This window comes from Bowmanella yangjiangensis, from assembly GCF_017255015.1.
Lineage (GTDB): Bacteria > Pseudomonadota > Gammaproteobacteria > Enterobacterales > Alteromonadaceae > Bowmanella > Bowmanella yangjiangensis.
The window spans coordinates 314,510-326,512 of record NZ_JAFKCS010000001.1; the positions used below are offsets into that span (position 1 = coordinate 314,510).

Below are 12,003 nucleotides of genomic sequence, written 5' to 3' on the forward strand. Positions count from 1 at the left end.
GCTGACAGAATGATACTGGAAGCAGCAATGACATTGACCAAGCATTTTTTATTACCCGGTTCCTTAATACTGCTGAGCTTTTCAGGCCTGGCGGGTGCGCAAGTGCAAGCAGTTGATTTTATTCAATTGTTTGAAAAGATGAGCGGCAAACAACCCGGTTTACGCAAAGCGCACGCCCGCGGTGTATGTGCCGCAGGGGTGTTTGAGCCAGCAGACAGTGGCCCCTTTGTATCGGCGCCTTTACTAAGTCAGGGCAGCTTACCTGTTAGCTTGCGGTTTTCTGTTGGTGGCGGAAATCCGGCTGCCGATGAGCGTGCGCCCGGAACCCGCGGTATGGGCATGCAGATAAGCTTAGCGGATGGTAGTAAACACACCTTTACTGGCAATAACTTCCCGGTATTCGCGGGTAAAGATCCGCAGACTTTCTTTGGCTTTCTCTCCACCTTGCTACCAGACGAGCAAGGCCAGCGCGATCCTAAGCGCATGGCGGACTATGTGGCCATGCATCCCAGTGTTCAGGGCCACTACGCCTGGTTGAAGAGTGCCAAAACACCGGCCTCTTACGCCAATACCGAATTTTTTGGGCTGCACACCTTCTTTTTTCAGCCTAAGGACGAGTCTCAGATCAAGTTTCGCTGGCAGTTAATACCCGAGGCGGGTGTTAAAACGCTGGAAGCTGAAGAGGCCAAGGCGAAGCCTGCGGATTTTCTGGCCGCCAAGCTGGCTGAGCAAATTGCCACAGGTGAGGTGAGCTATTCTTTGGTGGCAAGCCTCGGCGAGCCGACAGACAGTAATATCGACCCGTCAAGCCCCTGGCCGGCAGACAGGCCGCAGGTTCTGCTTGGCAAGGTTCGTTTAAACAGTGCCGGGGGCGATAGCTGTACGGCAATCAATTTTGATCCCAATCAGCTGTCTCGTGGTTTTACGCCAAGTGACGACCCCGTACTAAAAATGCGCTCACCCGCTTATGCAATCTCTTTCGGTAAACGCCTGAGCGGACAGTAACAAGCATGAAAAAGGGGAGCCGATGCTCCCCTTTTAGGTTATTTAACGCCCATTTCCTTTAACAGGTTATCGGCGCCGTCCAGTTCCATCTGCCACAGCATAAAGCGGTGGTCTACCTGGATTGAGCGGGTATTGGCCGGGTTGAAATCCCAGTCAGAAATAATCGAGTCCAGTGTGCCGTCAAAGGCCAGACCAACCAGTTCGGCCTTACTGTTTAATACCGCTGAGCCTGAGTTACCGCCGGTAATATCCAGGGTAGCCAGGAAGTTCACAGGTACAGAGTTTAGGCTATCAACTTTGTAATCACCGTACTGCTTGGCCTTGATGGCATCCAACTGCTTCTGAGGGGCATTGAACTCACCTTCGCCGGTGGCTTTTTGCGTGATGCCACGTAAGGTAGTGAAGGGTGCCCAGGCATTGCCGTCTTCGGTGCCGTGAGCGCGGCCTTTTACGTTACCAAATGTCACGCGCAGGGTGCTGTTGGCATCTGGGTACACTGCCTTGCCCTGGTCGTGCATAAAGGCAATTTTGGCGCGCATGTAGCTGGCATAAGCTTGCTGAATCTTGCCGCCCAGTTCTTCTTCATCGGCTTCGCGTTTCAGGTCACCTTTGTATAGTGCTACCGCCGCTTTAACAAAGAAGTCGTCTGACTTGGCAAATTGCTCTGGGCTGCTTTCCAGCAGCGCCTGACGGGTTTCCAGTGAGGTCAGTTGGGTGTTGCTGTACCAACTGTCAATCAGTGCGACAAGCTCCGCATCGCTCATTTTGTCTTTGATACCCGTGGCTTTATCAAAAGCCGCATTACGCTGCTTTTTAGGCTGAGCGGCGTATTTTTTCAGATCGTGCAGATCCAAAGCCTTCTCTACACCCACATCAAAGCTGCGCTCCATGGCAGACACGAAAGATTTGAACTTCGGCAGGTCACGTTCCTGGAAGCCGGCTTTGCGCTCAGCGTCAGGCTTAGTGCTTTCCTCGGCTAAGCGGTACAAGGCGCGAGCCGTGCCCAGCAGGCGAGGTGCAGCAGCGTCCAGCAGGTGGTCTTTGCGGTCCTGAGCCTGACGTTGACCCAGCAGCTTTTCGATAGCGGCTAAATCTTTAGCATAGGCTTTCTTGTTGTCACGGCTGCTATTTACCCAGGCTGTCAGCTCAGCATGTTCGGCTTTTTTGCGTTCAAGAAAATCGCTTTCGGCGAAGCTGTCCAGCATGCCCTGGCGGTTTTTCATGTAGTTGTTCAAGCCAGCAACTCGACTGGCATATTTCAGCTCAGCATCTTTGTTGTTGGCGGTTTCACGGGCGATGATATCCAACGCGTCGCGGTAGTCCTGCACAACAGTGGGGTAGCTCCACTCGAAGGTTTCTGCCACTTCACTGGGCAAACGGTGGCGGTTAGTACGGCCTGGGTAACCCAGGGCCATGACGAAGTCACCTTCTTTCACGCCTTGTTTGGCAATGGTCAGATGGAAGTCTGGTGTGTAAGGTACGTTGTCTTTACTGAAATCGGCAGACTTACCTTCCGGGCTTACATAAGCTCGGTAGAAGCTGTAATCACCAGTATGACGGGGCCACATCCAGTTGTCGGTGTCACCACCAAACTTACCTACGCCAGAAGGCGGCGCATGTACCAGGCGTACGTCTTTGATCTCAAGCTGCTTGATCATGTAGTACTCAAGACTGCCGTAGAAAGCAGCCACAGTACAACGGTGACCTTCGTCTTTCTCACACTCGGCAACCAGCGCTTTTTGGTTAGCTTCGATGGCATCGACACGCTTCTTACCGCTCAGTTTGGCAGTTTTGGCATCAATGACTTTATCCGTCACTTCTTCCACCGCTTTGGTAACAAAAATGCGGCTGCCTGGACGGGCTGGCAATTCAGCGTCCAGGGTGTCGGCTAAAAAGCCGTTGGTCAGAATGTCATTCTCAGGTGTGGCATTGTGAGCAATGCTGCCATACACGCAATGATGGTTGGTGGCCACCAATCCCTGGGGAGAAACAAAAGAGGCTGAACACCCACCCAGACTAACAATGGCACCCATAGGAAACTCGGTCAGTTTAGTCAGGGTTGCTGGGTCAAGGGCCAGGCCTGCGGCTTTTAACTGGGGGGCTATTTCTGGCAACTGCTTAGGCATCCACATGCCTTCATTGGCAAATACGGTGCTACTGGCCAGAGCCAGGACCAAAAGGGACTTTTTCATTGTGATTATTCTCGTTATGGGACTTGATACAAAGTAACGGATAGTCTTAGTCGGCGCTAGGTATGTCAAGAGCATAGGTGCGTAAGTGCGGTGTATTTGCGCCAATCAGGTGGAAAGCTTGAGTGACAGCCTGTTGCTTTTGTCAATGCTGCCTTAATCAGCACTTATCTATACTTACGACTAAGCGATATACAGAGCAGGTAATATGACCAAGGAACGCATTCAAATCATCGCTGATGACAGGGAGCAGCAATGCGATATTCCGTCAATTCTGGCAAGTTGCGCCGAGGTGGAGCTGTTGCTTAAACGTCTGCAGTGTGGCGACTACTCAGTGGATGGCTGGTTATTAATAGAAAGAAAAACGGTCAGCGATTTATTGTTATCTATTGTGGATGGCAGGCTATTCCGCCAGGCATACAAACTAAGCCAGTCTGCGATGGCTGCATTGTTGATTGTCGAGGGCCACTTTAAAGAAAAAGAAAATCCAGCCCTGGATCGACGGGCTGTGTTGGGGGCGTTGGCCAGTCTAACCTTAACATTTGGAATTCCGCTACTGCGTACACAAACCCGCCAGGAAACTGTCCAACTTATGCTTTATGCTGCCAAGCAACACCAGTTTATTCAGCACGGCATTGTCAGTCGTGGCGGTTATCATCCCCGCAGCCTGCATAAAAGACAGCTATACGTGCTGCAGGGGTTTCCTGGTATTGGCCCTGCGCTCGCTAAAAATTTGCTGCAGACTTTTGGCAGCCTGTCCGCTGTATTTGATGCCAGTGAAGCAGAATTGAACAAGGTCAGAGGCATGGGGGTAACCAAAGCCGCGGGGTTCAGTCAGCTTTTGAACAGCCAATATATAAAGAGCCAATAGGCATCTTAAAATAGACGCCGGGTAGCCATCCGCTTACACTTGGCAGTATGAATTACCTTGCGCATTTATTTCTGGCCCAACCGACCGCTGATTCACAGATGGGCAACCTGCTCGGGGATTTTTGCCGGGGTGTGGATATCTCACAGTTTTCGTCGCCGGTATTGGCGGGGCTGGCTAATCACCGAAAGGTGGACCGATTTACCGATAGCCATCCCGAAGTCAGAGCCTGTAAAGCTTTGTTCAGTGCCAGACGCAGGCGTTTTGCGGGCATTGCCCTGGATGTGCTGTTTGATCATTTTCTGATCCGGCATTGGTCGCGCTATTCCAGCCAGCCATTCGACGTATTTTGTCAGGCCAGTTACCAGCGCCTGGCAGAGCGTTTAGAGCATATGCCGCTGCGTATGCAACGGGTGGTGGGCAGCATGATCGAACAACACTGGCTGGCCCATTATACCAGCCTGGCAGGCGTGGGGCAGGCTCTGGACCGGATTGCCGGGCGTATCCGTTTTGCCAACGAATTTGTCGGCAGTGTGGAAGAGATTGAGCGATATTACCCGGCGTTTGAAGCCGGTTTTACGGCTTTTTTTCCAGAATTGCTCAGGCATACTGCACAACCGCCATTAGACATCAGACAACCACAGTAATCAGGAATACTCGGTCGTAATCTTTGTGACCCTGCGGCTATTTTTACCCGCGTGCTTTGCACTGAATATGGCCCCGGCCAAAATAACCTGCTTGCGCCGCGCCAATAACATCAGGCAACCCGTTGTTCAGCACTGCTTTTTCGGATGATTAATTTGTGCCTTGCGCGAAAGCTTCGGCAAAACAATCCTGGTTGCGGCCCCCGGCTTTGGCCTGATAAAGCGCTTTGTCAGCCTGCTTGAGCATCTCTTCAAGCTCTTTCATGTTTTCCTGCAGTTTGACTGCGCCTGCGCTGAATTGCAGCGGGTACTCGGGTGCAAGTGTCAGGCGCACGTTAGCGGCGGCACTGCGAAGGCGCCCGAGCACTGCGGTAATGCCATGATGGTCAATATTTTGCAGCACCAGCAGAAACTCTTCGCCGCCCCAACGACCGAACACATCGCCTGGGCGTAAAACTGTCTCTGCAACACGGGCAAATTGCTGCAGTGCTTCGTCGCCAGCATCATGGCCGAATTGGTCATTTAATGATTTAAATCGGTCAAGATCGAGCAAAACAATATACAAAGGTTGCTTACGAGCCCGCGCATGCGCAAATGCTTCCTGTGCACGAACTGTCGTATAACGGCGGTTTGCAACCCCTGTTAGCGGATCGGTAAATGCCATGCGGCGGTATAGGCGACGATGTTTTACCAAGGTGATCACAATGACACAGAGCAGAACCAGCACGATAAGACCAGCACTGAGCAACAATAGGTGACGCTGCTCCCTTTCCTCAGATTCCAGGGTTTTGAGCTCTAAGCTGCGGGCTAATTGGTCAACGCGAAAACGGGATTGCATCAGGCGGTTGGTACGTGCACGTGCACTGCTTTCATGTCCGCGTAATTCACGAAGCGCAGAGTTGAGATCGGTAATGGCTTCCTCCTTGTTCCCTAGCGCAGCATTGATCTGCCCTCTGACATAATAAAAGCGATAACCATGAAAACCAAAGGCCCCATCCGGCCAATTTTCAGGCAAAGGGACGAGCAGATTCATGGCCTCTTGTGGGCGGCTATCCAAAAACAAGGCCTCGGCGTAGTTAATTATTGTGCTGTACTCGGTGACGTGGCCGATACCCTTAAGTTGTTCTAGACTGTTGCTACAGCGTTTTAGCGCATCTTGTACACGCCCTAATTGCCCCAGTACGTTGCACAATCCTGCCTCTGCGTAAGCTACGGCTAAAGGGTTGGCGGCCTTCTGCCCTTCAGTCATGGATCTGAGAAACTGTTGTGAGGCTTTATGCAACGAGTCCGTATCTTGTTCCGCTGCCCAGGACAAGCCATCCATAAACAATTCGTTGGCAGCCATGTCATGCATGTCCTCTGACTTGAAGTAATTTAGTGCTTCTTCACTTAATTTCCTTGCATAACTGCTATCTGTTCTAAGCGCCACCTGACCTAACACTGATGCGGCCTCAGCGCGCATCCACGCAAGTTCTTCGCTATCAGCATGGTGGTATGCATCAGAAGCCAGTGCAAATGATTCCCCATTCAGGTATGTGTGGTCGGCCATCACTGAGGCAAGACGGATTTTCAGGCATAACGTTGCTGGCAGCTTTGGCGGCATTTGCTTTACCTGATCCTCAAGCTGATAAATCGTATCGAGTGTAGCCTGTGACAGACCCGCGCCGTATAAGCTTGCAACCTGCAAATGAAGCAAAGCCGGATGCCTCTTGGGGAGCGCCTTCGCTTTATCAATGGCGAGTGGCAATTCGTTTTTTTCCCTACCGAGCATGCGTTTCGCTTGTGCCCGGGCGGCTTCTAGCCAGGCACGACGTTCGACTGTCAGATGATTATCAGGGTTTAATGCTAACTCTATTGACTGCAGAGCCTGGTGCGGTTGACGGCCTATGTATTTGGCAAGCGCCTCTATTTCAGCGTCGCCGCTACCCAGGCAACTTGTCAATACCGGAGAAGCTACAGACGACAAGGCACAAACTAGCAAAATTCTTATCAACAACATCGTCCTACATCCTCCAGCTCTTCTGTACCCGCTGTAATTAATTTTTATCAGAAAGAGTGCGGATAATTCTAGTGTCGTTCTAACGAGTTGAATTTGGCCACCTGATGAAGTTTGCACTGCATGGCCTTGTCGAATTATTCCAGGCATTAATAAGTGGCTGCTATCCTGATGTTCGCATGCCCCAGGAATTAAACGCCCAACAGTCAGTAAGTTATTCAGTTTTGGGCCATTCAGGGTAAAATCTGCTGCTACCCGACAACAGTGAGCCCAGTCAATGAATAAAACCACCACCAAACTGGAAAACAATCTGATTAAGGCCCTGACAATCGCGTGCGAGGAATTTAAGCGCTGGGATATCGGCTTTGACTGGTTGACTCATACGGTCAGCCATAACCGTTTTCCTGACAGTCTGGTGGTGAGCTGCGTGTTCTTGACCCAGGCGCAGATGCAGCAAGTCTTAAACGACAGTCTGGACGCCAGAATGCGTAAGGAAATTCAGACCCGGCTGCTCAAAGCCGGTATCCGCCCTAAGGATATCCGCCGCAACGTACGTATGGACAACGAACAAGACTGCGCTGCGCAGGACGGCGGCAACTGGGAAGCCAGGCTGCAACGATTTCGTGGTTGACATCATGATTCTGAGGCCTATCATTAGCGCCTCAGGTGACAGAGACGCCTGTCCGCAGAAGATGAATTCACTCTGATCAAATACAAGTACCAGTTCAATTTGAACTAAGTTGGCTTTGCGGAATGCCATAAAAACTTAGGAGAATTGAATTGTGACTAGCAATCGCGATGTCGGCACGACATCCACCTCTTCACTACTTTCGTCCCCTGCCGTGTTATCTGTGTTTATAAAACTCAGTGTGCCGATGGCCGTGGGGATGTTGCTAAATGGCATACACACTTTAGTGGACGCCATGTTTATCGCGCGTTTTATCGGCTCTGAAGCCTTTGCTGCTGTATCGGCTGTGTTTCCTTTGCAGATTGCTCTGGTGTCTCTGGCGGCGTTATTCAGCAATGGCGCATCTGTGTTGTTAAGCCGAAGCCTTGGGGCAGGGCGCTCGCAGGATAGTCAGCAGATCATTGGTACGGCGAGCAGTCTGGCACTCGGATTTGCCTTACTGGTGGCCTTGCTCACCCTGCTAGGGGGCCCTTGGCTACTGGGGGTGATGGAGCTAGAAGGCAATCTGTATCAGCACGCCTGGACGTATCTGACGATAAGCGGGCTGGGCACTATTGCACTATTTAGCTTGTCCCTGCTGGCGGATATTCATCGCGGTGTTGGAAACAGCAATGTGCTGTTTGTGACCATTTTGCTCGGGGCTGTTATCAATATTGTTTTGGACGCGCTGTTTATCATAGGTTTGAACTGGGGCGTTGCCGGTGCCGCCTTTGCTACTTTGCTTTCACAGGGCTTGGCCTGGCTTTATGCGCTGTCTGCGCTTGGGAGTAAGCCTTCCTTACGTGCGGCATTAAAACCCAATTGGCAGAGCAATTGGGCCAGGCATATTTTGCTGCAGGGTTTGCCCGTGACACTGATGTATTTGGGCGGCGCCCTAGTGATGCTGACCTGTACTATTCAAATTGCCAGATTGGCCAGTGTGCAGGGTGAAGATCTGTTAGCCGCTTACGGTATTCTGGGCCGAATCAGTATTTTTATTACTTTGCCGTTGATTGCCATGACTAACAGCTGCCAAACCATGACGGCCTATCATGCAGGTGCCAGGAACATGAGATTGGCTGGTCGTAGCGTTAAATTGACCCTGATATGCACCACCGGTTACTTAAGTTTGATGGCGTTAATATTGGCTCTTGCCATGCCAGTAATTGCTGGCGTATTCAGTCATAACCCGATGCAGGTAAATATGGCCAGTGATATTGCACATCTGCTTTATATGGCACTGCCGTTAGCGGGAATCAGCGCTGTGGCCATTGCGACCATGCAAGCCTTGGGTAAGCCTCTTTTGGCATTGCTTGTGTCCATGGCCAAAACCTATCTGTTTATGATTCCTATGCTGGTGGTGTTGGCTAGTTGGATGGGATTGGATTTAATATGGTACGCCTTTCCGGGGGCAGAACTGATGTCAGTGGCCTTGGTGACTTGTCTGGTTGTACTTAATCGCCGCAGTTTATGGCCCGCGACAACAATGGAGGTGAATTATGCAACTGGCCGTTAATGAACTGAAAGTACGGGCGAAAAAACTGCTTAAACAGTTACGAGAAGGGCAGACACCTGATTGGTTAAGTCGGTCAAAGCATGTGCAAAACGAACCCTGGCAGCTCAAGCACTGTCAGGGGCTGTTGGCTCGCCGCTTAGGCTTTAAGGACTGGCACCACGCCCGACAAGTATTGAGTGGCACACAGTTGTCTGAGGCGGGCGACGACTTTGGCAGCTTCTGGTATGAAAATGCCTGCGGTAGCTTGGTTAACCTATGGTTTGCGCATTATCAAGAAGCCGCCGAGGCGTTGGCAAGTCATCCGACGTTTTGTCTGTATCCCTACAAAAACCAGTTTGTGGTTGCCGCGCCGCTCTATGCTGAAATTATTGGCTTGCCGGCGGTGGACAGCCCTGAGTGGCAGAAGTTGTCACAAAATCTGCTGCAGGGGTATGGTAGTGAAGCCTGGGACAAACTGGCTTTGGTCAGGCTTGAGCGGAAGCTGGCGTAGGTAGCACCCCTCTTTGTCGTTAGGGGCGCAAGCTTGGGTTTGTGCCCCGTTACTGTTATGCAAGCAGTTGAATACATGGCTAATTAGTAAAAATTTAGTGTTTAGCTTGCCCCGATTAAGGGCCTTTTAGCATTTCCCCACTTTTATTCAACGTACCATTCGCTGTGCAGATTCACTTTGGTTTTTTTACATAACGGATGAGTAATATGCTTATTAAAAATGGGATACGGGCAAGCCTGCTGGCCCTTGGCTGGTTTGCCAGTTTGCCTGTCCAGGCGGGATTAATTGACCGTGGTAACGGCATGCTATATGACGATGTGCTGGATGTGACCTGGCTCCAGGATGCCAACTATGCCAAAACCAGCGGCTATTCTGACAGCGGCAGAATGGGCTGGCATCAGGCAAGTGAATGGGCGGACCAACTGGTTTACGGTGGTTTTGATGACTGGCGTCTTGCCACTGTGGATACCACGGATGCTAACTGCAGTTTTTCGTTGGTGGACCATGGGCAAACGCTTAAGCACGGGTACGGTTGCTCGGGCTCGAACAATGAGTTGGGCTATATGTTCTATGAGAACCTGGGCCTGCATGGCGGCCTTACCGGGCAAGGGCTGAATGATCCTCTATGGCACAGAACGCCATGGCAAAGTGTGATAAACAATACGTTCGTTGACGCGTTGACAGGGGTAACCTTGTCAATTAGCAACCTGTTTAGCATGGTGTATTGGTCTTCCACTGAGTTTGCCAGTAACCCAGGTAGTGTCTGGTGGCTGGATACCAGTGTTGGACGGCAGTATTTCTCTGGTAAGTCAGGATCAGGTTATGCCTGGGCGGTGCGTGACGGCGATGTGGCTAATGTAACGCCACCCAATGACATTCCTGAACCGGCTTCTTTGGCATTGCTGGGATTGGGGATGCTTGGTTGGTTAAGACGCAAATCTTAGTTGACCCGAACTGTTAAAAATGTCTGCTCAGCAATAGCCGATCAGAGCACCGCCAAGGCGGCGCTTTGATCCTTTATGCGGCCTAAGATGATTGACGTGCGGCGATCAAGCGCTCAATCTGCTCGTCTGCCGGGCGAATCTCAAACGGCCCGACTCCCACACCAGGGTGTGCAGACATAAGCTCTATGGCCTGTTGCATATCCCGCGCCTCCAGCAGCAAGATGCCTCCAAGTACTTCTTTGGTTTCAGAGAAGGGACCATCGGTAATCTTCAGTTTGCCGTTGTTTTTACGCAGAGTTACCGCCTGCCCCGCACTGGCAAGAGCTTCGCCACCAACAAAGTGACCACCACGACGCAGTACATCGTCATAGGCAAAACACTTTTCCATTAACTGCATGGCCTCTTCGTCGCTGATGTCCTGCCACATAGATTCATCCAGATAACCTAAACAAATAAATTTCAACATTGTCTCCTTTTGGTTTGTTTCAGCTACTGGTCGAATCGGCAGATAGCAAGATCGACATTTTTATAAAGACCTTACGGATTTTTATCCTGGCTTACTCACCGCCCAAGAGTTTCCTGAGCTTTTCCTCTGCTAGCTCGGCTGGGCTTTTCTCTACGCAGGGTTTTTCCCCAGACTCTGTTGGTGGTGGTTCGGGGCTGTCACCGAACAGTGCCGCTAATCTGGCTTTGGCAATAGCGCTTTTATCCTGATAGCCACCTTGATAGGCATTGGACGCAAAGCTGTAATAGTCGCAGAAGTTGGCTTTCTCTTTGTCACTGGGGGGCTCGGCCCGCTGCTCGTTACAATAGCGTCCATCAAAGTGCTTACATTGTTTGCAAACATGCACATCGGCGCCGCACGCATCGCAGGTTTCTCGACGTGACACAGGAAGAAGCAGTCCCTCTAAACCCTGTCCACATTGCCAGCATTGTTGTTCAGCCATACATTCCCCCTTATTAAACGCGATTTCAGCATAGCCTGAATCAACCCACTGGCAAAGCTGGCAACAACGACTCGCTGGATAAGATGAACAAGCATATGCTGTACAAAATAAATGAGAGGGAACCGACATGAAAATAGCGGTAGTGCTGTTTGATGGTTTTGAATTGTTGGATGTCTTCGGCCCACTCGAGATGTTTGGTCAATTACCAGATTGGAAGATTGTTATGGTGGCAGATAAGCCCGGTCCGGTGGCATCCACGCAGGGGCCTTGTGCCTGGGCTGAGGAGAGCCTGGAAACCTTTGTGTGTTGTGACGTGTTGATGGTGCCCGGAGGTAAGGGGACGCGGACATTGATTGACAACCCGGACTTTATTCGCTGGCTGAAGCGCGCTGCTTTAGGAACTGAGTATCTGATATCAGTGTGCACCGGCAGCGCCCTATTGGCTAAAGCTGGATTATTGGACAGCAAGCAGGCTACCAGTAACAGATTGGCCTTCGACTGGGTAACGACACAAGGGCCGAAAACACTCTGGCAATCTGATCAGCGATGGGTGCAGGATGACAAAGTTTTCACTTCTGCCGGTGTATCCGCTGGTATGGATATGTCATTGGCCTTTATTGCCCATCTCTACGGGCAGGAAAAAGCGCAAAAAATTGCCGATTATTGTGAATATCATTGGCTCGCCGATCCTACTGAGATTGACTGTCAGTCACCCAGCCCGGGCTCGTCTGACTGAA

12 protein-coding genes are annotated in these 12,003 nt (G+C 51.1%); 8 read left to right on the forward strand and 4 right to left on the reverse strand.

Annotated elements, in window-relative coordinates:
• Positions 1–27 precede the first annotated feature (27 nt).
• The gene (locus J0A65_RS01430; RefSeq protein ID WP_232849672.1) at positions 28–1,005 is read left to right on the forward strand and encodes a catalase family peroxidase; all 978 of its coding nucleotides are present in this window, start codon (positions 28–30) and stop codon (positions 1,003–1,005) included.
• Between the two features lie 38 nt (positions 1,006–1,043).
• Here J0A65_RS01430 and J0A65_RS01435 read toward each other — a convergent pair whose 3' ends face one another.
• On the reverse strand, positions 1,044–3,197 hold the full coding sequence (locus tag J0A65_RS01435) for a S46 family peptidase (protein WP_206592324.1): 2,154 nt from the start codon (positions 3,195–3,197) through the stop codon (positions 1,044–1,046).
• 205 nt (positions 3,198–3,402) lie between these two features.
• On the opposite strand from J0A65_RS01435, the gene J0A65_RS01440 reads away from it, so the two are divergent.
• Complete coding sequence (locus J0A65_RS01440; RefSeq protein WP_206592325.1) at positions 3,403–4,065, forward strand: ERCC4 domain-containing protein; 663 nt, start codon at positions 3,403–3,405, stop codon at positions 4,063–4,065.
• A 47-nt stretch (positions 4,066–4,112) separates the two neighbouring features.
• Entirely contained in the window at positions 4,113–4,709 is a 597-nt protein-coding gene (locus J0A65_RS01445; protein ID WP_206592326.1) for an acyl carrier protein phosphodiesterase, read from the forward strand.
• 148 nt (positions 4,710–4,857) lie between these two features.
• Here the strand turns inward: J0A65_RS01445 and J0A65_RS01450 are convergent, their stop codons facing one another.
• On the reverse strand, positions 4,858–6,705 hold the full coding sequence (locus J0A65_RS01450; protein ID WP_206592327.1) for a transporter substrate-binding domain-containing diguanylate cyclase: 1,848 nt from the start codon (positions 6,703–6,705) through the stop codon (positions 4,858–4,860).
• A gap of 274 nt (positions 6,706–6,979) precedes the next feature.
• On the opposite strand from J0A65_RS01450, the gene J0A65_RS01455 reads away from it, so the two are divergent.
• The 4 genes from J0A65_RS01455 (at position 6,980) to J0A65_RS01470 (ending at position 10,319) form a co-directional block, all read left to right on the forward strand.
• Positions 6,980–7,333 carry a Fis family transcriptional regulator gene (locus tag J0A65_RS01455; RefSeq protein WP_206592328.1) on the forward strand — a complete coding sequence of 118 codons (354 nt, stop codon included), beginning with the start codon at positions 6,980–6,982 and terminating at the stop codon, positions 7,331–7,333.
• Between the two features lie 151 nt (positions 7,334–7,484).
• Positions 7,485–8,885 (forward strand): MATE family efflux transporter, encoded by a 1,401-nt coding sequence (locus J0A65_RS01460; protein ID WP_206592329.1) that lies wholly within the window; start codon positions 7,485–7,487, stop codon positions 8,883–8,885.
• On the forward strand, positions 8,869–9,375 hold the full coding sequence (locus tag J0A65_RS01465) for a hypothetical protein (protein ID WP_206592330.1): 507 nt from the start codon (positions 8,869–8,871) through the stop codon (positions 9,373–9,375). Before J0A65_RS01460 ends, J0A65_RS01465 begins: the two co-directional genes overlap by 17 nt.
• A 206-nt stretch (positions 9,376–9,581) precedes the next feature.
• A complete protein-coding gene (locus J0A65_RS01470; RefSeq protein ID WP_206592331.1) occupies positions 9,582–10,319 on the forward strand; it encodes an Lcl domain-containing protein in 738 nt (245 codons plus the stop codon).
• 82 nt (positions 10,320–10,401) lie between these two features.
• Here J0A65_RS01470 and J0A65_RS01475 read toward each other — a convergent pair whose 3' ends face one another.
• Positions 10,402–10,782, reverse strand: a complete 381-nt coding sequence (locus tag J0A65_RS01475; protein ID WP_206592332.1) for a YciI family protein — start codon at positions 10,780–10,782, stop codon at positions 10,402–10,404.
• Between the two features lie 94 nt (positions 10,783–10,876).
• Positions 10,877–11,266 (reverse strand): hypothetical protein, encoded by a 390-nt coding sequence (locus tag J0A65_RS01480; protein ID WP_206592333.1) that lies wholly within the window; start codon positions 11,264–11,266, stop codon positions 10,877–10,879.
• Between the two features lie 127 nt (positions 11,267–11,393).
• On the opposite strand from J0A65_RS01480, the gene J0A65_RS01485 reads away from it, so the two are divergent.
• The gene (locus tag J0A65_RS01485; protein WP_206592334.1) at positions 11,394–12,002 is read left to right on the forward strand and encodes a DJ-1/PfpI family protein; all 609 of its coding nucleotides are present in this window, start codon (positions 11,394–11,396) and stop codon (positions 12,000–12,002) included.
• Position 12,003: the final 1 nt, after the last annotated feature.

Coding starts and splice junctions, on each gene's coding strand:
- J0A65_RS01430 (WP_232849672.1), top strand. CDS start 28: ATGACATTGACCAAGCATTTTTTATTACCCGGTTCCTTAATACTGCTG.
- J0A65_RS01435 (WP_206592324.1), bottom strand. CDS start 3,197: ATGAAAAAGTCCCTTTTGGTCCTGGCTCTGGCCAGTAGCACCGTATTT.
- J0A65_RS01440 (WP_206592325.1), top strand. CDS start 3,403: ATGACCAAGGAACGCATTCAAATCATCGCTGATGACAGGGAGCAGCAA.
- J0A65_RS01445 (WP_206592326.1), top strand. CDS start 4,113: ATGAATTACCTTGCGCATTTATTTCTGGCCCAACCGACCGCTGATTCA.
- J0A65_RS01450 (WP_206592327.1), bottom strand. CDS start 6,705: ATGTTGTTGATAAGAATTTTGCTAGTTTGTGCCTTGTCGTCTGTAGCT.
- J0A65_RS01455 (WP_206592328.1), top strand. CDS start 6,980: ATGAATAAAACCACCACCAAACTGGAAAACAATCTGATTAAGGCCCTG.
- J0A65_RS01465 (WP_206592330.1), top strand. CDS start 8,869: ATGCAACTGGCCGTTAATGAACTGAAAGTACGGGCGAAAAAACTGCTT.
- J0A65_RS01470 (WP_206592331.1), top strand. CDS start 9,582: ATGCTTATTAAAAATGGGATACGGGCAAGCCTGCTGGCCCTTGGCTGG.
- J0A65_RS01480 (WP_206592333.1), bottom strand. CDS start 11,266: ATGGCTGAACAACAATGCTGGCAATGTGGACAGGGTTTAGAGGGACTG.
- J0A65_RS01485 (WP_206592334.1), top strand. CDS start 11,394: ATGAAAATAGCGGTAGTGCTGTTTGATGGTTTTGAATTGTTGGATGTC.